This is a genomic window from Pseudomonas sp. S150 (genome assembly GCF_004526365.1).
Lineage (GTDB): Bacteria > Pseudomonadota > Gammaproteobacteria > Pseudomonadales > Pseudomonadaceae > Aquipseudomonas > Aquipseudomonas putida_A.
In genome coordinates this window covers 856,853-880,759 of sequence record NZ_CP038207.1, presented here as the reverse complement: position 1 = coordinate 880,759, position 23,907 = coordinate 856,853, and the positions used below count along the sequence as shown (strand labels likewise).

General features: G+C 60.8%; 20 protein-coding genes. 10 read left to right on the top strand and 10 right to left on the bottom strand.

Going from position 1 to position 23,907, the window contains the following annotated elements; all coding sequences use genetic code 11:
* The first annotated feature begins 254 nt into the window (after window positions 1-254).
* Window positions 255-2,348, top strand: coding sequence for a TonB-dependent siderophore receptor (locus tag E3Z29_RS04060; RefSeq protein ID WP_134785200.1), 2,094 nt, complete (start codon window positions 255-257; stop codon window positions 2,346-2,348).
* A gap of 187 nt (window positions 2,349-2,535) precedes the next feature.
* Here E3Z29_RS04060 and E3Z29_RS04055 read toward each other — a convergent pair whose 3' ends face one another.
* The 3 genes from E3Z29_RS04055 to E3Z29_RS04040 form a co-directional block, all read right to left on the bottom strand.
* Window positions 2,536-2,748 carry a hypothetical protein gene (locus tag E3Z29_RS04055; RefSeq protein WP_007961849.1) on the bottom strand — a complete coding sequence of 71 codons (213 nt, stop codon included), beginning with the start codon at window positions 2,746-2,748 and terminating at the stop codon, window positions 2,536-2,538.
* A 245-nt stretch (window positions 2,749-2,993) separates the two neighbouring features.
* Window positions 2,994-4,100, bottom strand: coding sequence for an agmatine deiminase (aguA, locus tag E3Z29_RS04050; RefSeq protein ID WP_007961848.1), 1,107 nt, complete (start codon window positions 4,098-4,100; stop codon window positions 2,994-2,996).
* A 249-nt stretch (window positions 4,101-4,349) separates the two neighbouring features.
* On the bottom strand, window positions 4,350-7,262 hold the full coding sequence (locus E3Z29_RS04040) for an aminotransferase (RefSeq protein WP_134785199.1): 2,913 nt from the start codon (window positions 7,260-7,262) through the stop codon (window positions 4,350-4,352).
* Between the two features lie 147 nt (window positions 7,263-7,409).
* On the opposite strand from E3Z29_RS04040, the gene rfbC reads away from it, so the two are divergent.
* Genes rfbC through E3Z29_RS04020 form a run of 4 tightly spaced genes read left to right on the top strand, consistent with a single transcriptional unit; the run spans window position 7,410 to window position 11,641 of the window.
* On the top strand, window positions 7,410-7,955 hold the full coding sequence (gene rfbC / locus E3Z29_RS04035) for a dTDP-4-dehydrorhamnose 3,5-epimerase (RefSeq protein WP_103368291.1): 546 nt from the start codon (window positions 7,410-7,412) through the stop codon (window positions 7,953-7,955).
* Window positions 7,956-7,998: 43 nt separating this feature from the next.
* The gene (locus tag E3Z29_RS04030) at window positions 7,999-9,807 is read left to right on the top strand and encodes an ATP-binding protein (protein ID WP_027611227.1); all 1,809 of its coding nucleotides are present in this window, start codon (window positions 7,999-8,001) and stop codon (window positions 9,805-9,807) included.
* A complete protein-coding gene (locus tag E3Z29_RS04025) occupies window positions 9,804-11,189 on the top strand; it encodes a sigma-54 dependent transcriptional regulator (RefSeq protein ID WP_134785198.1) in 1,386 nt (461 codons plus the stop codon). The genes E3Z29_RS04030 and E3Z29_RS04025 overlap by 4 nt, the downstream gene beginning before the upstream one ends.
* Window positions 11,186-11,641 carry a YiiD C-terminal domain-containing protein gene (locus E3Z29_RS04020; RefSeq protein WP_134785197.1) on the top strand — a complete coding sequence of 152 codons (456 nt, stop codon included), beginning with the start codon at window positions 11,186-11,188 and terminating at the stop codon, window positions 11,639-11,641. Before E3Z29_RS04025 ends, E3Z29_RS04020 begins: the two co-directional genes overlap by 4 nt.
* A 207-nt stretch (window positions 11,642-11,848) precedes the next feature.
* Here E3Z29_RS04020 and cysQ read toward each other — a convergent pair whose 3' ends face one another.
* Both cysQ and nudE read right to left on the bottom strand, forming a co-directional pair.
* Window positions 11,849-12,682: a 3'(2'),5'-bisphosphate nucleotidase CysQ gene (cysQ, locus tag E3Z29_RS04015; protein WP_134787543.1), complete on the bottom strand. Its 834-nt coding sequence runs from the start codon at window positions 12,680-12,682 to the stop codon at window positions 11,849-11,851.
* 5 nt (window positions 12,683-12,687) lie between these two features.
* Complete coding sequence (gene nudE / locus E3Z29_RS04010) at window positions 12,688-13,254, bottom strand: ADP compounds hydrolase NudE (protein WP_047600934.1); 567 nt, start codon at window positions 13,252-13,254, stop codon at window positions 12,688-12,690.
* 88 nt (window positions 13,255-13,342) lie between these two features.
* Between nudE and yrfG the strand changes: the two genes are divergently transcribed.
* Entirely contained in the window at window positions 13,343-14,005 is a 663-nt protein-coding gene (yrfG, locus tag E3Z29_RS04005; protein WP_134785196.1) for a GMP/IMP nucleotidase, read from the top strand.
* A 112-nt stretch (window positions 14,006-14,117) separates the two neighbouring features.
* Here the strand turns inward: yrfG and lysM are convergent, their stop codons facing one another.
* A complete protein-coding gene (lysM, locus tag E3Z29_RS04000) occupies window positions 14,118-14,558 on the bottom strand; it encodes a peptidoglycan-binding protein LysM (RefSeq protein WP_098966705.1) in 441 nt (146 codons plus the stop codon).
* A 188-nt stretch (window positions 14,559-14,746) separates the two neighbouring features.
* Here lysM and fdhD point away from each other — a divergent pair, with 188 nt between their 5' ends.
* The 3 genes from fdhD to E3Z29_RS03985 all read left to right on the top strand — a co-directional run bounded on the left by fdhD (window position 14,747) and on the right by E3Z29_RS03985 (window position 18,741).
* On the top strand, window positions 14,747-15,586 hold the full coding sequence (gene fdhD / locus E3Z29_RS03995; RefSeq protein ID WP_096796718.1) for a formate dehydrogenase accessory sulfurtransferase FdhD: 840 nt from the start codon (window positions 14,747-14,749) through the stop codon (window positions 15,584-15,586).
* Window positions 15,587-15,613: 27 nt separating this feature from the next.
* A complete protein-coding gene (locus E3Z29_RS03990) occupies window positions 15,614-17,932 on the top strand; it encodes an FdhF/YdeP family oxidoreductase (protein ID WP_372241216.1) in 2,319 nt (772 codons plus the stop codon).
* Window positions 17,933-18,261: 329 nt separating this feature from the next.
* Window positions 18,262-18,741, top strand: a complete 480-nt coding sequence (locus tag E3Z29_RS03985) for a glycine zipper domain-containing protein (RefSeq protein ID WP_027611218.1) — start codon at window positions 18,262-18,264, stop codon at window positions 18,739-18,741.
* Window positions 18,742-18,805: 64 nt separating this feature from the next.
* On the opposite strand, the gene E3Z29_RS03980 is transcribed toward E3Z29_RS03985, so the two are convergent.
* From E3Z29_RS03980 to E3Z29_RS03965, 4 genes are all read right to left on the bottom strand, one after another.
* Entirely contained in the window at window positions 18,806-19,237 is a 432-nt protein-coding gene (locus tag E3Z29_RS03980; RefSeq protein ID WP_097086913.1) for a thioesterase family protein, read from the bottom strand.
* A gap of 31 nt (window positions 19,238-19,268) precedes the next feature.
* Entirely contained in the window at window positions 19,269-20,492 is a 1,224-nt protein-coding gene (locus E3Z29_RS03975; protein ID WP_134785195.1) for a 3-hydroxyacyl-CoA dehydrogenase, read from the bottom strand.
* Window positions 20,493-20,634: 142 nt separating this feature from the next.
* Window positions 20,635-22,569, bottom strand: a complete 1,935-nt coding sequence (locus E3Z29_RS03970) for an ATP-dependent DNA helicase RecQ (RefSeq protein WP_134785194.1) — start codon at window positions 22,567-22,569, stop codon at window positions 20,635-20,637.
* 181 nt (window positions 22,570-22,750) lie between these two features.
* Window positions 22,751-23,254 carry a polysaccharide deacetylase gene (locus E3Z29_RS03965; RefSeq protein WP_134785193.1) on the bottom strand — a complete coding sequence of 168 codons (504 nt, stop codon included), beginning with the start codon at window positions 23,252-23,254 and terminating at the stop codon, window positions 22,751-22,753.
* A 302-nt stretch (window positions 23,255-23,556) separates the two neighbouring features.
* On the opposite strand from E3Z29_RS03965, the gene E3Z29_RS03960 reads away from it, so the two are divergent.
* Window positions 23,557-23,832, top strand: coding sequence for a hypothetical protein (locus E3Z29_RS03960; protein WP_098966695.1), 276 nt, complete (start codon window positions 23,557-23,559; stop codon window positions 23,830-23,832).
* The last annotated feature ends 75 nt before the right edge of the window (window positions 23,833-23,907 follow it).

Genomic DNA, 23,907 nt, shown 5'->3' with positions numbered 1-23,907 from the left:
GAGAACTCCGGCAGCAAAGTAGAAAAATTCGATGCCGGCAGACTATTCCTACGCGTGTTGGGGAAAAACGCCGGAATGGCTCTCAGACTGTTTCGAGAATCGGTCGAATGGATCGACCGGTCAGGATGTATCGAAATCGACATAAATTGAAACAATCTGACAGGGGAACTTCTCAGGAATAAATTACGGAAGCAAATGCAAAGCATTACCATTCGCGCGTTTGAATTTCCTTACCCTTTCGGATGCGCTTTTCCATGCCTGCCCCGTTCCGCCTCACGCCTGTCACCCTTGGATTGTCTGCCTTTCTGTCCAGCGGTTTTGCTTACTCCGCCACCGAACTGCCCGCCACCGCGATCAGCGCCGAAGAACAAGCCGAGGACCCGCGCGTCAAGATCAGCAACACCGCGACTCGCACCTCGACCCCGGTGCGTTACGTGCCGCAGGCCATCGACTCGATCAAGACCACGAACGTCGCCGACTACGGCACCAATGACATCGGTGACGCCCTGAGCGGGATTCCCAACGTCAGCAGCAGCGCCGACACGCGCTTCGACAGTCTGCGTATCCGCGGCTTCGACGCCAGCAACGACTTCTATCTGGACGGCATTCGCGACGACAGCCAGTACAAGCGCGACCTGCACAACATCGAGCGGGTCGAAGTGCTCAAAGGTCCGGCGGCGGTACTTTACGGCCGTGGCAGCCAGGGCGGGATCGTCAACCGCGTGAGCAAGCTGCCCGAGTTCGGTCGTCGTTCGACCATCGAGGCCCAAGGCGGCAGCGACGACCTGCGCAGCCTGTACGCCGACCTAAGCACCGACCCCAGCGAAAACCTCAGCCTGCGCCTGAACATGGGCAACATGGATGAAAACAGCTTCCGCGACGGCGTCAGTGGCAACCGCCAGCTGTTCGCGCCGTCGATGAGCTGGCAACTGACCCCAGACTTGAACTGGCTGGTGCAATACGAATACAGCCGCTACAACCGCACACCGGATCGCGGCATTCCCGGTGTGAATGGCCGCCCGGCGGATGTCGGTCGCGACACCACCTACGGCAACGATCACGATTTCATCGACGACAAGGCGCAGTCCCTGCGCTCGAAACTCACCTACGAGATCAACGACAACTGGCAGCTGCGCCAGACCCTCGGCGTGTTCAAGCTCGACAGCGATTTCGACAACACCTACCTGACCAGCTTCGATCCGAAAACCAACAAGGTCGCGCGCCAGCACTGGCAGCAGAATCTGACCACCCGCAACGTCTACAACAACCTTGAGCTGGAAGGCGGTTTCGATACCTTTGGTCTTGAGCATCGCCTGCTGACCGGCGTCGAGATCGGCAGCCAGCGCCGTGATCCGAAGTTGTACAACGCCGCGACTGGCAAGACCCCAGGCGCACAACCGGTGCCATCGCTCGACCTGTTCAACCCCAACCGCGAGCTCCGTCACACCGGCAGCATGCAGGTGTTCAGCGACAGCCACACCGAAGTCGAAAGCCGCGCGGTGTACGTGCAGGATCAGTTGCGTCTGAACGATCAATGGCAACTTCTGGCCGGCTTGCGCTACGACACGTTCGATATCGAGTCGACCAACCAGCTCAAGAACCTCACTGAGGATCGCGACAGCCACAGCACCAGTCCACGCTTCGGGATTGTCTGGACGCCACTGCAGAATCATTCGTTCTATGCCTCGTGGTCGAAGACCTTCTCGCCCGTTGGCGGCGGCCTGATCGGCATCACCCCGGGGGCTGCCGGCAATAGCAACGACTTGAGTCCGGAGCTGACCAAACAGAAAGAAATCGGCGTGAAAAGCGACTGGCTGGATGATCGCTTGAGCACCACGCTGGCGGTCTACGACCTGGAACTCTACAACCGCCGCACCAGCGACCCGAACGATCCGACCCTGACCGTCATGACCGGTCTTCAGCGCTCACGGGGTGTGGAGCTGACCGCCACCGGCAAACTGGTCGGCAACTGGTACATGCGCGGTGGCGTCGGCGTGCAGGACACCACCATCGAAAAGGATAACAACGGCCTGGAAGGTAAACGCGTCAACAACGTGGCCAAACACAACGGCAGCCTGTTTCTGACCTGGAAACCGGAGATGGGCTGGTACGGCGAAACCGGTCTGACCCTGGTCGGCCAGCGTTATGCCGACAACGCCAACACCACCGTGCTGCCGGGTTACGGCCGCTGGGATGCGCTGGTCGGCTACCGTTTCAAGGACTGGGACTTGCGCGCGGCACTGAACAACATCACCGACCGCGAGTATTACGCCTCGGCCACCAGCCAATTTCAGATCCAGCCAGGCGCACCGCGCAGTGTGGTGATGACCGGTACTTACAGCTTCTGATTTCACACAAATCCTGTGGGAGGGGGCTTGCTCCCGAAGGCGTCGAATCAGGCAACATCATCGTCACTGACTTACCGCATTCGGGAGCAAGCCCCCTCCCACAGGTTCAATGTTCGCAATGGTTTCCATCGTGCATAAAAAAGCGCCGCCATCCCGGCAGCGCTTTTACCAATCCTTGTTGTTCTTCTTATCCTTCCATTACAGCCCATAACGCTTCCAGTTCGGCCTCGCTGAACAGGCCAGCGGGGTAGCGCTCGATCATCATCCGGCGCGGATCAGGTTCCCTGATCTGACGCGTTCCATTGGACTTCAAAAAGTGCGCGACAATCTGGAGCGATTCGCCGTTGACGGCCATGGGATGCAAAGTCCGCTCGCTGACTACGTTCACTTCGGCGTTCATTTCAGCGCTCTCTCCCCGTTCGTGAGCGGCTACGTTATCCAAGGTATATGACAGAACTGTTGAAGTTCCCCCCTCTCCCTAGTGCACTTTGTCCGATACAAGAGCTATGCCAAGGTTTCCGATTTGTCGACAGGCGGATACAAACAAGCCCGCGGTCCAACAGGGCCGCGGGCTTGTTTGAATGTGTAGCAAGCTAATCTTTGCCTGGCCGATTTATGAATCAACTCAAGCTGTTACGTCTCAACTCACTCTTTGTGCGGGGCTGGCTGTTGTTGGGTAAGGCAGTGGATATTGCCGCCGCCCAGTAACAGTTCACGGCCCGGCACCATCACCACTTCGTGTTGCGGGAACAGCTTCTGCAGGATTTCCCGCGCAGGCGCGTCCATCGGATCGTCGAAGCTCGGCGCGATGATGCCGCCGTTGACGATCAGGAAGTTCACGTAGGAACCGGCCAGACGCACGGAAGGGTTGCGCTCCTGCGTACCGTCGACCGGATCGACACCGGCGCACTCCTCTTCGGTCGCGTACAGCGGCCCCGGAATCGGCATCTTGTGCACCGTGAACGGGCGCCCCTTGGCGTCGGTGCTGCTTTGCAGCACGTTCATTGCGGCCTGGCAGCGCGGGTAGTTCGGATCCTGCGGATCGTCGGTCCACGCCAGCAGCACTTCGCCCGGGCGCACGTAGCAGCAGAAGTTATCCACATGACCGTCGGTTTCGTCGTTGAACAGGCCATCCGGCAGCCAGATGATCTTATCCACAGACAGATTGTCGCGAAGCACCGCTTCGATCTCTTCGCGGCCCAGGTGCGGGTTGCGGTTGTGATTGAGCAGGCACTCTTCAGTAGTGATCAGCGTGCCTTCGCCGTCGACGTGAATCGAACCGCCTTCAAGCACAAAACCTTCGGTGCGATAACGCGGGCTGCGCTCGATTTCGAGAATCTTGCCACCGACCTGCGAATCACGGTTCCACGGCGAATACAGACCGCCTTCAAAACCACCCCATGAGTTGAAGTCCCAGTTCACACCGCGCACTTCGCCGCTGTTGTTGATGACGAACGTCGGGCCGGTATCACGTACCCAGGCATCATCGCTGGACATCTCGACCACGCGGATATTCGGCACGTCGAGACGTGCGCGTGCGTTCTCGTACTGACCGGCCGACACGGCAACCGTCACCGGTTCAAAACGGGCGATGGCCTTGGCCACTGCAACGTGCGCGGCCTGCGCCGGCTTGCCACCCAGGCGCCAGTTGTCCGGACGCTCAGGCCAGATCATCCAGGTCTGGGTCTGCGGCGCCCACTCGGCCGGCATGTAGAAGCCATCGTCACGCGGGGTACTTTTCAAAGTGGTCATCGGATCAGGACTCCAGGGAACCGTCGAAGGGTTACAAAGCGATGGCGACTTTATAACCGATAAATATCGTATTTTAAATGCTTTAAAATGACGCTCGTCTAAAAAAAACAGTTAAATACCGATACAAATCGAATTAGCACTGCCCCCCATGTGGGAGCGGGCTTGCTCGCGAAGGCGGCACATCCGTCGATATCACCTTTGAATGAAGAACCGTATTCGCGAGCAAGCCCGCTCCCACAAAAGCAGCGTTTACAAACCTTCTTCGAGTACCCGATCCAGCATGTCGACAAAGAAGTCGACGCTGCGCCGCGAGGTGACCATCGGCGGTTTGATCTTGAGAATGTTCAGGTCATCCCCGGTCGGTTGCATGAAGATCCCCAGCTCGCGCAGGCGATCGCACAACAACGTGGTCTCCTCGGTGGCCGGCTCCAGCGTCTCGCGGTTGCGGATCAGCTCTACCCCCAGATAGAACCCGGAACCATGCACCGCGCCGACCAGCGGATGTTTATCGATCAACGCCTCGAGCCGCGTCTTGAAATGCCCGCCAACCACCTGGGCGTTTTCCCAGAGCTTTTCTTCTTCCATGACATCCAGCACCGCCATACCGACCTGGCAGCTCACCGGACTGCCGCCGGCCGACGAGAAGAAATAGCCTTCAGCTTCCAGCGCCTCGGCGATTTCCCGACGCGTAATAACGGCGCCGAGCGGCTGGCCGTTGCCCATGCCCTTGGCCATGGTGATGATGTCCGGCACCACGCCCTGCTCTTCGAAGCCCCAGAAAAAGTGACCCATGCGCCCGTAACCGACCTGGACTTCGTCGGCGATGCACACCCCGCCCTGGGCCCGCACCAATGCGTAAACCTGCTTCAGATAACCGGGCGGCAGGGAAATTCCGCCGGCGTTGCCGTACACCGGTTCACAGATGAAACCGGCCAATTGGCGCTCCTGCGCGGCGATATGCGCCAGTTGCGCTTCGACGCTGCGCACATAGTCCGGCGCCGAATCGAGGCCGCGAAACTCGCCACGGTAGGTATTCGGCGCGGTCACCGGGTGCACCCAGTCCGGGCGGCTTTCCAGCGCGCGCGGGTTGTCGGCAACCGAGGTCGACACCGCATCAGCGCCGACCGTCCAGCCGTGATAAGCCTCCAGCACGCTGAGCATGTCGCGCCCGCCGCTGTAGGCCCACGCCAGACGGATCGCCAGGTCGTTGGCCTCGCTGCCACTGTTGACCAGAAACACCCGATCCATGCCTTCCGGCGCCAGCTTCAGCAAGCGTTCGGAGAACTGCGCCACCGCCGCATAGTTGAAGCGCGAGTTGGTGTTGAGCAGCGACCACTGCCGCGCCGCCACCTGGGCCATGCGCGGATGACCATGGCCGAGCACCGCGACGTTGTTGAGCATGTCGAGGTAGGAACGGCCCTGCATGTCGATCAGGTGATTGCGCCAGCCACGCTCGATGCGCGGCGGGTCGACGTAATAATGTTTTTGCGTGCGGGCGAAACTGGCATCGCGTCGTTCGAGCAAGGTTTTCGCATCCAGCTCCGGCTCGGCATCGCAGGACAGCCCCAGCAGTGCTGCCGGCGACGGACACAACGCCTGCCACGCCGCAGCGCGCGAAGGGCTGCAGAACAACGGCGCATCCAGCGATGCAACGCGGCTCACCTGCACAATCAACGGGCCGCTGACCGCACCCAGCACCTGACCTTTGACCAGCGCCGCGCCGCTGTGCAGCGAGGCGTTCACGCCCCTCAGCCGCACGCTGAGCTGCGGTCCGTCGAGTTGCAACACACCATCCGCCGCGTGATGCAGCACACCGGCAAACGGCGCTTCCACCGCCGAGCCCTGCGGCACGCGCAACTCAACGTGCAGCGGGAAAGTCTCCGGTTCGACGGCACTGTCTACTCGCGTCTGCGACAAGCGATATTGCCCGTAACGACTGGCCGCCAGGCCATGCGCGGCCGCGGCTTCAGTGAGCAGTCGTTGATCGATACCCTCCTGCTCCCAGTTGCCCGCCTCGAAATGCGGACTTAGGACACCAAGGTCGATCAGCGCAAATTCGCGCCCGACCAGCTCTGGCAACAGTGGCGCAAAACCCTCGCTGCCGACCGTCGGCAGACGCTGGCCGACTGACGTGAGGATCGCCGCTTCCATCAGCGCCAGGGGTACAGAAGTGGCCACGTGGAAAATTTCCCATTCGTGGCCAAGGTTGTCGCGGCTATAGGTATTGCCCGGGTCGATGCTGACCTGTTGCTCGCCACTGAGCACCAGCACCGCCGCCCGCGCCACAATCAATGGCCACAGCGCCTGCAACTCTTCGTGTTGCAGCGGATTGACCGCGTGATAGGCCTGCACCGCCGGCAGAATCACAAACGGATCACCGCCGGCATGGTGCAGCAGCGCCGCGCACGTCACCGACAGATCGGTGATACGCCAGGTGCGCACCAGATCACCGAAGTCGATCACGCCCTGCAATTGCCAATGACGCTTGGCATCGCGTTGCCAGACAGCGTTATCGTCGGTGATGTCCATGTGGATCGCCTGCACCGGCAGCTTGTCCTGCAACGGCTGCAAGCGACGTTCGGCCTGTTCGGCGGCATGCGCGATCAAGGTGCGCTGGCGCTCATCCTGAATCACCGGCAGCAGATGGCTGATCAGCGCACTGGCGTGGCGGGCGTCCCATTGCAGCGTGCGCTGAAGGCCCGGGTGATCGAAGCCGGCCAGGGCCAGGTCCATCTCGCCACACAACCGACCGAATCCGGCCACCACGTCATGGCCCAAATGCTCAAGATGGGTCAGCGGCTGGCCTTCGATGTAATCCAGCAACCGCACGTGCACCGGCTCGCCGTCGGCTTCCAGCGACAACAGATCCTCGCCGTTACTGGCCGGGACCACTTTGGGCACGTGCACCGACGAATGCTCGGCAAGGTACTTGAGGCCTGCATGCTGAGCCTGCAACTCCACAAGTGCATAATCGCCGAGGCAGATTTTCAGGACAAAGCGCCCACGCTCACTGTCGACCCGATAATTCAGGTCCTGCTGACTGCCCAGCGCCTGTAGCGTGCCGCTGAGCCCGTAATGCTCGGCCAACCACTGCCGGGCCTGCGCTTCAGAAACCTGCGGGCTGGGCAAACTGGCGCGATGAATCAACGTGGCGAGCGGCATGGGACGACCCCTGAGATTTTATCAGGTGCCTATATCGCCATTGCTGCAGTGGATGCGCAACCCCCGACCGGAGATATTCAAGCGCTCGCATCCTTCGGCACTTTGCGCAAGAATGTCGGCCATTCACCCCTATCTGGAAAAAACCTCATGAATGTAATCACCACCGATCTGCCCGGTGTTCTGATCATCGAACCCAAGGTATTTGGTGACGAGCGCGGCTTCTTCTACGAGAGTTTCAATGCCAAGGCGTTCCAGGATGCGACGGGGCTCGACACCCAGTTCGTTCAAGACAACCATTCGCGCTCGCAGAAAGGCGTGCTGCGCGGCCTGCATTACCAGCTGCAAAATACCCAGGGCAAACTGGTTCGGGTGACCGCCGGCGAAGTGCTCGATGTAGCCGTGGACATCCGTCGCAGCTCGCCGCACTTCGGCAAGTGGGTTGCTGTACGCCTGTCGGCCGAGAACCACCGTCAACTGTGGGTTCCGGAAGGCTTTGCCCATGGTTTCGTGGTGTTGAGCGAATTCGCCGAATTCCTCTACAAGACCACCAACTACTACGATCCATCGTCCGAACGCAGCATTCGCTGGGACGACCCTGCTTTGGGCATCGACTGGCAACTGGACGAAGCGCCGAAGCTGTCGGCCAAGGATCAGGTCGGCGCACTGCTCAAGGACGCTGACGTCTTCGCCTGAGGCCTAGGCATAATGCGCCTGTTCACTCAGGCGCATCCGGCTCATGAAACCTACCCTTCCCCGCAGACCCCGCTGGCGCAGCCTCGCCCTGCTGGCGCTGTGTCTGGCGCCGCTACTGTGGCCGCTGGAGCATCTGGCCGAGCGCTATTACCGCAGCGAACTGGCCGGGCAAAACCGCCAGACCCTCGACCTCTACGTCGCCAACCTGCTGGGCACCCTGCACCGTTATGAAGTGTTGCCGCAGATTCTCGGCGACCTGCCGGCCCTGCGCGCCGTGCTCGGTGCACCGGACGACGGTGTCACCCAGGGCAACGCCAATCGCCTGCTGAAAAACATCGCCGCACAGACCGGCGCCGAGGTCATGTACCTGATGGACACCAGCGGCCAGACTCTCGCGGCGTCGAACTGGGACAAACACGACAGTTTCGTCGGACGCAATTTCGCTTTCCGTCCGTATTTCAGCGAAGCCATGGCTGGGCGTCTGGGACGCTTTTTCGGCCTCGGCACCACTTCGGCCAAACGCGGTTATTTCTTCGCCGCCGCAGTGCGCAACGGCGAAAAAATCATCGGCGTGCTGGTGATCAAAGTCGACCTCGATCACACCGAAAGCCTGTGGGGCAAAACCCCGGAACAACTGTTGGTGACCGACCACAACGGCGTGGTGATTCTCACCTCGCGCCCGGAATGGCGCTTTCGTTCAACCCGCATTTTGAGCGACACCGAGCGCTCGGCAATCACCGCCATCCTGCCTTATCCGACCCGCGAGCCACGTCCGCTGAACCTCAGCGACAGCGCCTGGCTGACCCAAACCGTCGATATCGCCGAAACCGGCTGGAGCGTCAGTATTCTTGCCCCGCGCACGCTGATCGATCGTCCGGTGCGCACCGTGGTCGCAATCGGCGGCGCCACGCTGTTGGTGGTGATGCTGTTGCTGGGGCTGATGATGCAGCGTCGCCGGCATTACCTGGAACGCATCGCCTTCGAAGCCAAGGCCCGTCGTGAACTGGAAGGTCGGGTGGCCGAGCGGACCAGCGATCTGGAAGGCCTCAACCGCCGACTCAAGCAGGAAGTGCTGGAGCGCGAACAGGCCCAGCAGGAACTGGTGCGCGCCCAGGACGATCTGGTCCAGGCCGGCAAACTCTCGGCGCTGGGTACGATGTCGGCGAGTATCAGCCACGAACTCAATCAGCCGCTGGCGGCGATCCGCAGCTATGCGGAAAACGCCGAAGTGCTGCTCGATCATCAACGCACCGACGACGCCCGTGGCAACCTCAAACTGATCAGCGAACTGACCGGGCGCATGGCCTCGATCATCGCTCACCTGCGTGCCTTCGCCCGCCGCGACCGCCATGCCCCGGAAAGCGTGGCTCTGCAACCGGCGCTGGACGATGCGCTGGCGTTGCTGGCCAAACGGCGCCGCAGTATGGAAGTCGAGCTGATCCGCGACCTGCCCGCCGCCACGCTGTGGGTCGAGGCCGGGGAAACCCGTTTGCGTCAGGTGCTCGGCAATCTGCTGGCCAACGCCCTCGATGCGCTGACCGAAAAAGGCCCGCCGCGCAAACTGTGGCTGAGTGCCGAATCCACGGCCGAGGGCGTCAATCTGTACATTCGCGACAACGGCCCGGGCTTTTGCATGGAAGCCCTCGGCCGCGCCAGCGAGCCCTTCTACACCACCAAGACCCGCACTCAGGGCCTTGGCCTGGGGCTGGCCATCTGTGAAACCCTGATGCGCGCCTTCGGCGGTGAACTGTCGTTCGCCAACCACAAGCAAGGTGGCGCCTTGATCACCCTGCGGCTGCGCGCCGGTGCGCCCGGGGTCAGCCTGCAACCGTCCGAGGATCGAAGTGCATGACCATCGACAATCGCATTCAGGTGGTGTTGATCGACGACGATCCGCACCTGCGTCAGGCCCTCGGCCAGACCCTGGACCTGGCCGGGCTGAAAATCCATCCGCTGTCCGAAGCCAAAGGTCTGGCCGGGCAACTGGAGCGTGACTGGCCCGGCGTGGTGGTCAGCGACATCCGCATGCCGGGCATGGACGGCCTGGAACTGTTAAGCGAATTGCATGCTCAGGATCCGGAGCTGCCGGTGCTGCTGATCACCGGCCACGGCGACGTGCCGTTGGCGGTGCAGGCGATGCGTGCCGGCGCCTATGACTTTCTGGAAAAACCGTTCGCCAGCGACGCGCTGCTCGACAGCGTGCGCCGCGCCCTGGCTCTGCGCCGGCTGGTGCTGGACAACCGCAGCCTGCGCCTGGCCCTGAGCGATCGCAACGAACTGAGCGCACGCCTGGTCGGCCACTCGGCGCCGATGCTGCGCCTGCGCGAGCAGATCGGCGCGCTGGCGGCGACCAAGGCGGACGTGCTGATCCTCGGTGAAACCGGCGCCGGTAAAGAGGTCGTGGCCCGCGCGCTGCACGATTTGTCGAGCCGGCGCAACGGCCCGTTCGTGGCGATCAACGCCGGGGCGCTGGCCGAATCGGTGGTCGAAAGTGAGCTGTTCGGGCATGAGCCGGGCGCGTTCACCGGCGCGCAGAAACGCCGGATCGGCAAGTTCGAATTCGCCAACGGCGGCACGCTGTTCCTCGATGAAATCGAAAGCATGAGCATGGACGTGCAGGTGAAACTGCTGCGCATGCTGCAAGAGCGCGTGGTCGAACGTCTGGGTGGCAATCAGTTGATCCCGCTGGACATCCGCGTCATCGCCGCGACCAAGGAAGACCTGCGTCAGGCTGCCGATCAAGGGCGTTTTCGCGCCGACTTGTACTATCGATTGAACGTTGCACCGCTGCGCATTCCGCCACTGCGCGAACGCGGCGAGGACGCGCTGGTGTTGTTCCAGCATTACGCCGATGAAGCCAGCGCCCGCCACGGTTTGCCGCCTCACGAACTGCAACCGGCGCAACGCGCATTGCTGCTGCGCCACACCTGGCCGGGCAATGTGCGCGAACTGCAGAACGCTGCCGAGCGCTTCGCCCTCGGTCTGGAACTGGCGCTGGATAACAGTGGAAACGAAGGCGGCGGCACCAGCGTGGAAGTCATCAGTGGTGGCCTGAGCGAGCAAGTGGAAAACTTCGAGAAGTCGTTGATTGCCGCCGAGCTGGCGCGCTCGCACAGTTCGGTGCGCAGCCTCGCCGAAGCCCTGGGTATTCCGCGCAAGACCCTGCACGACAAACTGCGCAAGCACGGCTTGAATTTCGCCGACAGTAACGCCCATGGAGACGAAGCCGAATGAGCCGCGACAGTCGCTATCTGGAGTCGGTGCTGCATCACGACATTCCCCTGACCCGCGAGATGGGCCTCAAGGTCCTCGCCTGGCACGAGCAGCAGTTGAGCCTGCACCTGCCGCTGGAGCCGAACGTCAATCACAAGAGCACCATGTTCGGCGGCAGTCTCTACTGCGGCGCGGTGCTGGCGGGCTGGGGCTGGCTGCATTTGCGCCTGAAGGAAGAAGGCATCGACGACGGGCACATCGTGATTCAGGAAGGCCAGATCAGTTATCCGCTGCCCGTGACCGATGATGCCACAGCGATTTGTCCGCCACCGGAAGCGGCGGTCTGGAAGAAGTTTCTGGCGATGTATCAGCGTTATGGGCGCGCACGGTTGACGCTCAATACGCGAATCGTCAACGCCGGCAGTGATGAGAATGCAGTGACGTTCAGCGGGCAATACGTTCTGCACCGCTGAACGTCAACAGCCCCTCACCCTAACCCTCTCCCGGAGGGAGAAGGGACTGACCGAGGCGTCTTGCGTCAGGCATCGACCTGAAAGATCGGCAGCGATTATGGATTCAGTAGAACTGGCTCAAGTCGGTGAACCTCACCAGCATCCCCCAATCGGCCCCCTCTCCCTCCGGGAGAGGGCTGGGGTGAGGGGAATCGAGAATCCACCCACTTACCCCCGAGCCAGTTCCAGCAATCTTGAACGCCACGCCGCCTTCGCCGGCAACGCCAGAAAGAACTCATTGAGCAGCGATTCCCGCGCCGGATAACAGAACGCTTCGCCCTGCAGATCCAACACTTCGCCGCCAGCACCTTCGAGCACGCCCTGCGCCGCCGCGGTGTCCCACTGCGAAGTTGGCGCCAATCGCGGATAACAATCCGCCGCCCCTTCAGCCAACAGACAAAACTTCAACGAACTGCCGATGTTTGCCAGTTGCAACTCGCCCAAACTGGCGCTCAGACCGGCAAGCAGCCGCTCTTGCTCCGGACTCGAGTGCCGACGGCTCGCCACCACAGTGAACGCCTCACCGGGCGCGAGCACCTCACGCACCTGAATCGCCACCGGCGAACCACCTTTGTCCCCACGCCACGCGCCGAGACCGGCACCGCCGACATAGAAGCGGCCATTGGTCGGCATCGTCACCACGCCAAACACCACCCGCCCGTTTTCGATGAGGGCGATGTTCACGGTAAATTCTTCACTGCCGCTGATGAACTCCTTGGTGCCATCCAGCGGATCCACCAGCCACCAGCGCTGCCACCCGGCACGCACGCTCTGCGGAATGTTGGCGTCTTCCTCGGACAGAATCGGAATACTGGAGTCCAGCGCGGTCAGCCCGGCGACGATGACATGGTGCGCGGCCATGTCCGCTGCGGTCACCGGTGAATCATCGGACTTGGCGGTGACCTCCACGCCAGAGCGCCAGAACGGCAGAATCGCCTCGCCAGCCTGCAACGCCAGCTCAACCACCGGCGCCATCAACGGATGGGAAAATTTCATCGACATCTCACTCATGACTGAAAGAACCCGCGCTGCGTCAGCAGATCACGCGCCAGATACAGCGCCGCCAGGGCACGGCCTTCGGTAAACTGCGGGTTTTGCGCCAGCGCCGCCAGTTCACGCAGGTTGACCTTGTCGACGCGCATCGGCTCCGGCTCGTCGCCCTCCAGACGCTCCTCGTACAAATCGGTGGCCAACACCACCTGGATCTTCTGGCTCATGTAACCGGGCGACAGCGACAACTCGGTCAGATGCTCCAGCTGGCGCGCACCGAAACCGGCCTCCTCCTTGAGTTCGCGCTCGGCCGCTGCCAGCACATCTTCACCCGGCTCGATCAAGCCTTTGGGCAGGGACAGTTCGTACTCGTCAGTGCCGCCGCAGTATTCCTCGACCAGCACCGCGTGCTCGCTGTCGAGCATCGCCACAATCATCACCGCGCCATAACCCGCGCCTTTGCCGACCAGACGCTCGTAAGTGCGTTCCACGCCATTGGAAAAACGCAGCTTCAGTTCTTCGACGCAAAACAGACGACTGGTGGCGACGATCTCGCGGGCGAGTACAGTGGGTTTCTGGCGCATGCAAAGCTCCTTGGCGTGAACGCGCTACTATAACGCGGCTTTCCCGATTGTTTGTGTCGGATATCTTTCTACCGCTCGAGACGTTGCCATGCCTTCTTTACCGTGGTCTGACATCGATACCGTCCTGCTGGACATGGACGGTACCCTGCTGGATCTGCACTTCGACAACCATTTCTGGCTGGAACACCTGCCGCAACGCTACGCCGATCTGCACGGGGTGAGCCGGGCCATGGCCGACATGGAGTTGCAGCCGCTGTTCGAGCGCCATGCCGGGCAACTGCAGTGGTACTGCCTGGATTTCTGGAGTGCCGAACTGAAGCTCTCGGTGCGTGAACTCAAACTGGAAACCGCGCACCTGATCGCGCTGCGTCCGGATGCAGACACCTTTCTGCAGGCGATCAAAAAAGCCGGCAAACGGGTGATCATGATCACCAACGCCCACCGCGATTCACTGTCGTTGAAACTGGAACGGATCGAGCTGGCGCCGTACTTCGAGCGGCTGATCAGCTCCCACGATTACGGTTATCCCAAGGAGAACCCGCAGTTCTGGGATGCCTTGCAGGCGGATATCGATTTTGATCCGGCACGCAGTCTTTTCATCGACGATACGTTGCCGATTCTGCGTAGTGCGCGGGAATTTGGCGTGACGCATTTGTTGGCGGTGAAAGAGCCGGACAGCCGCAAGGGGCCGAAGGACACCGCCGAGTTTGCGGCGGTTGAAGACTACCGCGATTTGATTCGGGGACTCTAGCAACATCACTGTGGCGAGGGAGCTTGCTCCCGATGGGCCGTGAAGCTGTCCCAAATGTTCACGACTGCTGCGCAGCCGAACGGGAGCAAGCTCCCTCGCCACAGCGTGGTTATTACTTCGGAATACGAAGCTTCTGGCCCGGATAGATCTTGTTCACATCCTTGAGCATCGGTTTGTTGGCGTCGAAGATTTTCTGGTACTGGTTGGCATTGCCATAAACCCGCAGAGAGATCGCACTGAGCGTGTCACCTGCCTTCACCTCGACAAATTCCGCAGCCACCACTACTGGCCCTGTCACCGTAATCTGGTCGTCAACACTGCCAATCCCGGCAATGTTGCCCAAAGTCAGAAGAATTTTTTCTTTCTCCTCCTGACTCGCGACTTCACCCTTAACCGTGACTTTGTCGCCGTCCACAGTCGCCTGAACATTTGGGTTGCCCAGACCGACCTTGTCGATATGTTCCTTCAACTGCTCGCTGGCATTGGCATTACCCGGGGTCAGCAGGTCGATCAGCTTTTCACCGGCCTCTTTCACAAAGCTCAACAGACTCATAGCGCACACTCCTTGATTGGGATTCCAGACGTCCAAGCCTAGACCACACCAGACCAACCCGGTTCCGGGCCGACCAATGACCCGGCAGCCGCTTGATCGACGCCATCTATCAATAGATCGACAGTACCGATTAGACGCGACAAGTTGCCGCGCCTAGTCTTAGCGTTGATCAATCCGTCGGTGATGCCATGAACGCCAAGCGCCCAACTTGCGCGGCGCCTGCACTCGAAACGCCCGCGCCCGCCGCCAGCCAGACCTACAGCTACAGCGATCTGCCCCTCGTGGAATCGGCCAGCACCGCGCTCGCCGAGGAAGTCGCGTTGGCGATCGCCTACAACGGCATCAGTCAGGCGGTGATGCTGGTGACGCCGACGGATCTGGAAGATTTCATCGTCGGTTTCAGCCTTGGCAGCGGCATCATCGAAGACGCCAGCGACATTTATGACCTGCAACTGACCGGCGCGGGCTCGGCGCAATACGCGCAGGTGACCATCGCCAACCGCGCGTTCTGGAACCTCAAGCAGCAGCGCCGACAACTGGCCGGCACCAGCGGTTGCGGTCTGTGCGGCGTTGAAGCCGTCGAGCAAGCCTTGCCCGATCTGCAAGTCCTGCCCGGCGCACCGTTGCCGCCCGCCGCATGGCTCGACGGTCTGCGCCAGCGCATCGGCGCGTTCCAGCCGCTCGGTCAGCACTGCGGCGCGGTCCACGCGGCGGTGTTCATGAACGCCAGCGGTGAACTGTTGCTGGGCCGTGAAGACATCGGCCGGCACAACGCCCTCGACAAACTGATCGGCGGGCTGATCCGCCAGAAGATTTCCACAGAAGGCGGTCTGGCGATCGTCACCAGCCGTTGCAGTCTCGAATTGATCCAGAAAGTTTTACGCGCCGGCATCCAGACTCTGGTCAGCCTGTCCGCGCCCACGGGCCTTGCCGTGCAATGGGCCCGTCGCCACAACCTCAATCTCATCCACCTGCCGCAGAAGAATGCGCCGCGGGTCTACAGCCCAGCGATGGAGAATCAAGCGTGAGCCAACATCATCAAGCCGACCAGAAACCTGGTCCCGCGCTACAAACCTTACAAAGGTGCAGCCGGCGGCTGGGGTGCGCTGATCAGCGTGGCCCAAGCCTGGTTGACCAGCGACAACGCGTTGAAAAACCTGCGAATGATGCTCAAGACCAACCAGAACGGCGGCTTCGACTGCCCGGGCTGCGCCTGGGGCGATTCGCCGGAAAGCGGCATGGTCAAGTTCTGCGAAAACGGCGCCAAAGCGGTGAACTGGGAAGCGACCAAGCGTCGGGTGGACAGCAAGTTCTTCGCCAAACACAGCGTGACCTCGTTGCTGGAGCAGAGCGACTACTGGCTCGAATATCAGGGTCGCCTGACCGAGCCGATGGTCTACGACGCCGAGACCGACCGCTACAAACCCATCGCCTGGGACGATGCCTTTGCAATGATCGGCAAACACCTGCAAGCGCTGTCGAGTCCGGATCAAGCCGAGTTCTACACCTCGGGCCGTGCCAGCAACGAAGCGGCGTACCTGTATCAGCTGTTCGTGCGCGCCTACGGCACCAACAACTTCCCCGACTGCTCAAACATGTGCCACGAGGCCAGCGGTGTGGCGTTGGCACAGAGTGTTGGCGTCGGCAAAGGCACCGTAACCTTCGACGACTTTGAACACGCCGACGCGATATTCGTCTGGGGCCAGAACCCCGGCACCAACCATCCGCGGATGCTTGAACCCCTGCGTGAAGCGGTGAAGCGCGGCGCGCAAGTGGTGTGTATCAACCCGCTGAAAGAGCGTGGCCTGGAACGTTTCCAGCACCCGCAGCACCCGATCGAAATGCTCACCAACGGCGACAAGCCGACCAACACCGCGTACTTCCGTCCGGCACTGGGCGGCGACATGGCGGTGCTGCGCGGCATGGCCAAGTTCCTCTTGCAGTGGGAGCGCGATGCGCAGAAGGCCGGCACGCCGGCAGTGTTCGATCATGACTTCCTCAATGCGCACAGCGCCAACGTGCTGGAGTATCTCGGCGTGGTCGATGACACGCCGTGGGAGCAGATCGTCGCGCAGTCCGGCCTGACTCTGGTGGAGATCGAGCAAGCGGCGCGCATGTACGCCAAAGGCAAGAACGTCATCATGTGCTGGGCGATGGGTATCACTCAGCATCGCCATTCGGTGCCGACCATCCAGGAAATCGCCAACCTGATGTTGCTGCGCGGCAACGTCGGCAAGCCGGGCGCCGGCCTGTGTCCGGTGCGCGGTCACAGTAACGTGCAGGGCGACCGCACCATGGGTATCAACGAGCGTCCGCCGGTGGCGTTCCTCGATTCCCTTGAGCGGCGTTTCCAGTTTAAGGTGCCGCGTGACAACGGGCACAACGTGGTCGAGGCGATTCACGCCATGGCCGAGGGCCGCGCCAAGGTCTTCATCGGTCTGGGCGGCAACTTCGCCCAGGCCACGCCGGACAGCCCGCGTACCTTCGCGGCGCTGAGCAACTGCGACCTCACGGTGCAGATCAGCACCAAGCTCAACCGCAGCCACCTGGCCCACGGTAAAGACGCACTGATCCTGCCGTGCCTGGGTCGAACCGACATCGATATCCAGGCCGAAGGCCCGCAAGCGGTCACCGTGGAGGACTCGTTCAGTATGGTCCATGCCTCAAATGGCCAGCTGCAGCCGCTGTCGAACCAGATGCGCTCGGAACCGGCGATCATCGCCGGCATCGCCGCCGCCACGCTGGGCAGCAAACCGGTGGACTGGAACTGGCTGGTGGCCGATTACCGGCGCATCCGCGACCTGATCGCCGATACCATTCCGGGCTTCAAGGACTTCAACGAAAAGGTCAAGAACCCGGGCGGTTTCTACCTCGGCAACAGTGCCGGTGCACGCAAGTGGAACACCCCGTCGGGCCGGGCCAATTTCCGCGCAAACATGCTGCCCAAGGATCTGGTGCACGAGCGTACCCGCGCCACCGGGCAACTGCCGGATCTGATCCTGCAATCGATGCGCTCCCACGATCAGTACAACACCACGATCTATGGCCTCGACGACCGTTACCGTGGGGTCAAGGGCCAGCGCGATGTGTTGTTCGCCAACGAGGCCGACATCATTCGTCTGGGCTTCCGCCCGGGACAGAAGGCCGACATCGTGTCGATCTGGGACGATGGCCGTGAGCGTCGGGTGAAGGGCTTTACCTTGCTCGCGTTTGATATTCCGGCGGGGCAGGCCGCGGCTTATTACCCGGAAGTGAATCCGCTGGTGCCGCTGGAAAGCACCGGGGATGGCAGCCATACGCCGACGTCGAAGTTCATTGCGATCCGCCTGGAGGCGGCGAGTGAGACTGGGTTGATCATGGCCAAATCTGCGTAAAGCGTTGCCTGGACTGACCCCTTCGCGAGCAAGCCCGCTCCCACATTGGAATGCATTTCAAATGTGGGAGCGGGCTTGCTCGCGAAAGCGGTGGCACATTCAACAAAAATCTTTGTACCCTGCACCCTTCCAACGCCCACAAAAAAGGCCGCTTTTTCTCAAAAGCGGCCTGTCCGAAGTAGCTAAAGACCGGCGAAAATCGCTTAAGTTCCGCATACAAAACAGCAACTTGCATAATTGTATACAAGTCGTGTTATTCGTCGGATTTCGATTGTCAGCCTTGTTACACAGCCTCAGGATCGGCGCCGTCATCCCTTTGAGGCTCCTCTATGAAGTTCTCCTCGATTCTCTTGTTGTCCCTTGGCCTGGTCAGTGGCTTCGCTTCTGCCGGAGGCACCACCGAAGCAGGTGTGGGCGGCGCATTGGGCGGGGTTCTTGGCTCGGTCGTCGGTCAGTCTTTAGGCGGCAGCACAGGTTCAACCATTGGCGCAGCCCTGGGCGGCGCGGGTGGTAGCGCGGTCGGCGCCAACAAACACAGCCGTGGCGAAGCGGCCATTGGCGGTGCGTTGGGCGCAGCCGGCGGTAACGTGGTCGGCCGCAGCATGGGCGGCACCACCGGCAGCCTGATCGGTGCCGCAGCAGGTGGCGGAGCCGGTGGCGCGCTGGGCAACTACATGGGTAACCAGAGCAATGACGAGGGTCGTCATTACGATCGCGGCCGTGACGACCGTCGCTACTATCGCGACCGTCACCCTGGCCGTGGCCACGCTTATGGCCACCGCAAGCATCACCGCTACTATCGCGACTAATCCGTTGCGTTAAGCGCGAAAGCAAAAATCGCAGCCCAAGGGCTGCGATTTTTTTTGCTCTGGTTCAAACCACCAGACGCTCCAGCGCGTCACGCAATCTGCCTGGAATCGGCACCGGCTGATTGCTCGTCCGGTCCACGAATACATGGACAAAACGCCCCGCCGCACACGCCTCGCTTTCACCGACCTTGAACACCGCCAGTTCATATTGCACCGAACTGTTACCCAGCTTGCCGACCCGCAGACCGATCTCGATCAGGTCCGGGAAAGCGATCGAGGCGAAATAATCGCAAGATGAACTCACGACAAAACCCACTACCTCGCCGTCGTGGATATCCAGGCCACCGACCTGAATCAGGTAAGTGTTCACGGCAGTATCGAAAAAGCTGTAGTAGGTGACGTTGTTGATGTGGCCATAAGCATCGTTGTCGTGCCAGCGGGTGGTGATCGGCTGGAAATGCGGGTAATCGGCGCGTTGCGCCATGGTGCTGGACATCGGTATCGACTCCTTGAGTTATCTGTCCAGTCTAAAGGTAAAAACCTTTGCCTCGCGCCGCCAGCTCGCCAATCAGTGGCGCCGGCCGCCATTGATCGCCCTGTCGCGTCTCCAGCGCCAGCAAGCGCTTGTGAATGTCCGCCAGCCCCTGATCGTCCGCCCAGGCCATCGGGCCGCCTCTGTCCGCCGGGAAGCCGTAGCCATTGAGGTACACCTGATCGATGTCATGCGCCGATTCGGCAATGCCTTCCTGCAGAATTTTCGCGCCCTCGTTGACCAGCGCCAGAAGGCAGCGTTCGAGGATTTCCTCGGACCCAATCTCCCGGCGCTGAAAGCCGAGGCCTTCGCTGACGCTCAATATCAGCGCATCGACCTCGGGATCATGCTCTGCCTGACGACTGCCCGGCTCATAGTGGTAATAACCGTTGCCGGACTTCTGCCCGAAACGCCCCAGTTCGCATAAACGGTTGTCGACCTGAACCTCTGGCGCATCCTGCCCCTTGCCGGCCAATTCGCGCGCGCGCCATTCCAGATCGATGCCCACGACGTCATACATGCGGAACGGTCCCATGGCGAAACCGAAGCCCTGCAAAACCGTATCGACCTGCTGTGGATAAGCGCCCTCGAGCAGCATCTTGCGCGCCTCCAGTACATACGGATGCAACATGCGATTGCCGATAAAACCGTGGCAGTTGCCCGACACCACACTGACCTTGCCCATGCGTTTGCCCAGCACCAGCGCCGCTTCCAGTGCGGCTGGCGACGTCTGCGCGCCACGTACAATTTCCAGCAGTTTCATGATGTGCGCGGGGCTGAAGAAATGCAGGCCGAGCACTTGCGATGGACGTTTTGTTGCAGCGGCAATCGCATCAATATCCAGTGCCGAGGTGTTGCTCGCCAACAACGCCTCAGGCTTGAGCAGGCCATCCAGTTCGCGAAAGATCTTCTGCTTGAGCGCGAGGTTTTCGTACACCGCTTCGATCACCAGGTCGACGTTGCGGATCGCCACATAGTCTGCCGCCGCACTGACACGGGCAATCCGCGCATCGGCCTCGGCCTGGTCGATCCGTCCCTGTCGCACGTTGTGCGCATAGGTATCGGCCACGGTGGACAGCGCCTGCTCGAGCATCTGTGGATTGTTATCGACCCACTGCACGGCGATGCCGGCATTGGCCAGGCACATGACAATACCGCGGCCCATGGTGCCCGCGCCGATCACGGCAGCTTGCTGAATATCGATGGATGTCTGGCTCATGTTGTTCTCTTGTTGGCGATCCGAAGACAGCCTTCACCATAGTCAGGCACCGGGCGTTTTTGAAGTTTATTACCGTGATGAGCGACATTCAGCGCATGGATACAGGCCGCCATGGCATCACACGCTCCCACAGGGTTTGTATTTACTCGAGCAGATGATTGTCAGCCCAACTGCGGACTTCCGCGTACGGATACTGCTCCAGCGCCGCATACCCCGAGATCGTCCGCGCCTTCAACTTGGTAAACAGCGGCACGCTGATCCCGCACAGAAAACGCGTCAGGCGCTCCGCCGTCGGCACATGGCCGGTGTGCTGTTCGTGCCTGTGGATAAAATCACCGCACAACGCCGCGAAGTTCTTATCCACAAGCGCTGGCAACTCGGGAGGTGCCGGAAGCCGCGCGACATCACCGTGGCACACCGAACAGTGCCCGCAGTGCTCGGGCGCATTGTGGTCGCCGAAGTACTCGGCCAGGCGATAACCCAGGCAGCGCTCAGTGGCGAACAGTTCGAGCATGGCGTGAATCCGCGCGACTTCAGTCTGTTCATGCCGGGTGAAGTACTCGTGCAACTCGGCGCTCAGCACAGCGCTGTCGAAATCGCTGTGCAGCACGTTGTAGACCTCGGTCATCTGCTTGCTCTCAAGCTCGACCCAGCCCTTCTCCTGAAAATAATCCAGCGCCGTCACCACCCGATTGCGTTCAGCCGAATACTGCGTGTACATCGCCTCGAAATTCACCGTGGCCCAGGTACGTGCGCGGCTGGAGGTGTGAATGATGGCCGCGACAAACTCCCTGCGCTCTCCCTCGAAACGCTCAAGCAACGCTTCCGGCTCCAGCAGGTATTTGAAACGGTACTCGGCGTAATAGGCATAGCGCGGAGCAATCAGGCCGCGCAGCTCCATTTGCACCAACAACGTCTTCAGCGGCAGCGTGCGAATGTTGCTCTGATCCGCCAACGGCCCGAGCAGAAACTCCCACTGCCCTTCAGCTGCGGCAGCCTGCATTTCCTCCAGCACACAACGTATCCCCTCGCGCTCCGGGGTATCGCCGTAGACGAAATTTTCCAGCACGTTGAGGCTGTCGCGGTTGGCCAGCACCAGGCAATCCGACGGCTGTCCGTCCCGTCCGGCGCGACCGATTTCCTGACTGTAGTTCTCGATGGATTTCGGCAGGTCGAAATGCACCACGTTGCGGATATCGCTCTTGTCGATGCCCATGCCGAACGCAATGGTTGCGACTATGCAATTGGACTGCCCGGCCATGAAGCGCTTCTGGATCGCCTCGCGCTGATCGTTGGGCAACCCGGCGTGATAAGCCTCGGCCTGTATGCCGTTGCGCCCCAGATGTTCGGCGATGTGCTCGGCGGTTTTCTGCAGCGTGACGTAGACGATGCTCGGCTGGCTCGCGCGCTCGCTCATCCACTCCACCAGCCGCCGGCGCTTGTCCTGGCCACGCACCGGTTCCACCAGCAGATTGAGGTTTGGGCGATAGAAACCGGTGGTCACAACATCGTCGGCAGCGATGGCGAATTTGTCTTGCATGTCGGCGATGACTTTCGGCGTCGCCGTGGCCGTCAGCAGCAGGGTTTGCGGGATATTGAACTGACGCTGGTAGTCCGGCAGCTTCAGGTAGTCGGGGCGGAAGTTGTGGCCCCACTCCGAGATGCAGTGCGCCTCGTCAATCACCAGCAGCGAGATCGGCACCTGCTGCAAAAAATTGCGAAAACGCTCGTTCTTCAGGCGCTCCACCGAGATCATCAGGATCTTCAATTCACCCGAACGGGCGCGAGCCATCACATCATTGGCGTCATCGCGGCTTTGTGCCGAATCGATGCTGCCGGCACTGATGCCGTGACCCTTGAGGAATGCCAATTGATCCTGCATCAACGCCAACAGTGGCGAGACCACCAGGGTCAGATGTGGCAGCAACAGTGCCGGTACTTGATAGCACAGCGACTTGCCAGACCCGGTGGGGAAAATCGCTGCCGCCGAGCGCCCGGCCAGTACCGCGCTGATCGCGGCTTCCTGCCCGGGTCGAAACTGTGGATAACCGAAAACCTGTTCCAGGGTGTTGTGCATGCGCTGTCACTCCGTTGACCGCTGTGATGCCAACAGCCTAGCGGGCGATCGCAGCGAGTCGAGAAAAGGCCGGGGTCAATTCAATACGGGATGATACAGCCAATAGCGCAGACAACTCGGTCCACTGCAGGAGCGAGCCTGCTCGCGAAGGGGCACAAAACAGCGATACAAACTTACCCGTTCAGGGCCGCAAAACCGCCACTCGCAGTTGCTCGTTCAACACCTGCTCATGCACGCCCTGGCTCTTGCTCGCCCACAACGCATGAGCCGGGCTGATGTCACCGGTGAAGGCCGCCGCCAATTGCCGCAGTTCCGCAACACTGCGCACGCGCGGGCAGAACGGCTGCCCGTCACAGTCAACGCTGGCGTTGCGATAGGTGCTCAGCAAACGATTCCACAGACCGTCACGCACCTGCCTGATCGACTTGAGCTGCACATGCGGCACACCCAGTCGCTGCTCCAGCCCTGCCTCGTCCAGCGCTTCACTGGCGAGCAAGGCCCTGCCGAACATCAACACCTCGGCGCGCGAGGCGGTATCGATGCCAGTCTGGCTGGAGAGCGCATCGGGCCAACCGGTGCGTTCGAGGTCGGCAAACATCCAGCCGTTGCCGGCATCAGACGCCATGGCCAAACGGCAACCACTGGCCCACAGCAATAAAATCGAGGCCATACGTAGCCACTGCATACTCAATTCCCTTTAAGCGCGTATCGGACGTTTGGAAACGTCCTACAGATTCTGGCGCGCACCATACATAGATCTGCCAAGAAACGCCTGTGAATCCTGTGGGAAATTTCTGCGCTAGGGGTTTCACCCCGAAAAAACCGCAAAACCTTGTAGGGCATATGCCCGGCCCTCGGAAAATCCCCTACGAACGGCGTCCATTGCGGCGCTCTTGTGAGTGCTCGCCACGCACTTCTATAGTGGCCGGCGCGACTGACCACTGAATCAGCCCCGCCCGAGTGCCTTTGTAAAGGACAAGCCTCACCATGATTACCCGCTATCGCCCTTTGAAGACTTGCTACAACGAAAATCCCGTATTGGTCATCGATACTCACTCCAGCCATCGCGATCTGCTTGATGCCGCTGACCAGCGACTGCGTGCCGCCAGCGACCTGCTGGAAACCCTTTACTGTTTATGTTTCAAACAGGCCGACGTGAAAGATATACCTAACATCGTCAATGCTCTTTATTTACTAGTGCAGGATGGCTGTGACTTGCTCGAAGTAGCAAAACATAAACCCCAACAACCAGACCGACACTGAAAACAACTAAAATCCAGAAACAACAGAATGCTTTAATAAACAGCTATAAAAGACCTAAGTTGTTGGCTCTTACTT

Coding starts and splice junctions, on each gene's coding strand:
- E3Z29_RS04060 (WP_134785200.1), top strand. CDS start 255: ATGCCTGCCCCGTTCCGCCTCACGCCTGTCACCCTTGGATTGTCTGCC.
- E3Z29_RS04055 (WP_007961849.1), bottom strand. CDS start 2,748: ATGAACGCCGAAGTGAACGTAGTCAGCGAGCGGACTTTGCATCCCATG.
- aguA (WP_007961848.1), bottom strand. CDS start 4,100: ATGACCACTTTGAAAAGTACCCCGCGTGACGATGGCTTCTACATGCCG.
- E3Z29_RS04040 (WP_134785199.1), bottom strand. CDS start 7,262: ATGCCGCTCGCCACGTTGATTCATCGCGCCAGTTTGCCCAGCCCGCAG.
- rfbC (WP_103368291.1), top strand. CDS start 7,410: ATGAATGTAATCACCACCGATCTGCCCGGTGTTCTGATCATCGAACCC.
- E3Z29_RS04030 (WP_027611227.1), top strand. CDS start 7,999: ATGAAACCTACCCTTCCCCGCAGACCCCGCTGGCGCAGCCTCGCCCTG.
- E3Z29_RS04025 (WP_134785198.1), top strand. CDS start 9,804: ATGACCATCGACAATCGCATTCAGGTGGTGTTGATCGACGACGATCCG.
- E3Z29_RS04020 (WP_134785197.1), top strand. CDS start 11,186: ATGAGCCGCGACAGTCGCTATCTGGAGTCGGTGCTGCATCACGACATT.
- cysQ (WP_134787543.1), bottom strand. CDS start 12,682: ATGTCGATGAAATTTTCCCATCCGTTGATGGCGCCGGTGGTTGAGCTG.
- nudE (WP_047600934.1), bottom strand. CDS start 13,254: ATGCGCCAGAAACCCACTGTACTCGCCCGCGAGATCGTCGCCACCAGT.
- yrfG (WP_134785196.1), top strand. CDS start 13,343: ATGCCTTCTTTACCGTGGTCTGACATCGATACCGTCCTGCTGGACATG.
- lysM (WP_098966705.1), bottom strand. CDS start 14,558: ATGAGTCTGTTGAGCTTTGTGAAAGAGGCCGGTGAAAAGCTGATCGAC.
- fdhD (WP_096796718.1), top strand. CDS start 14,747: ATGAACGCCAAGCGCCCAACTTGCGCGGCGCCTGCACTCGAAACGCCC.
- E3Z29_RS03985 (WP_027611218.1), top strand. CDS start 18,262: ATGAAGTTCTCCTCGATTCTCTTGTTGTCCCTTGGCCTGGTCAGTGGC.
- E3Z29_RS03980 (WP_097086913.1), bottom strand. CDS start 19,237: ATGTCCAGCACCATGGCGCAACGCGCCGATTACCCGCATTTCCAGCCG.
- E3Z29_RS03975 (WP_134785195.1), bottom strand. CDS start 20,492: ATGAGCCAGACATCCATCGATATTCAGCAAGCTGCCGTGATCGGCGCG.
- E3Z29_RS03970 (WP_134785194.1), bottom strand. CDS start 22,569: ATGCACAACACCCTGGAACAGGTTTTCGGTTATCCACAGTTTCGACCC.
- E3Z29_RS03965 (WP_134785193.1), bottom strand. CDS start 23,254: ATGCAGTGGCTACGTATGGCCTCGATTTTATTGCTGTGGGCCAGTGGT.
- E3Z29_RS03960 (WP_098966695.1), top strand. CDS start 23,557: ATGATTACCCGCTATCGCCCTTTGAAGACTTGCTACAACGAAAATCCC.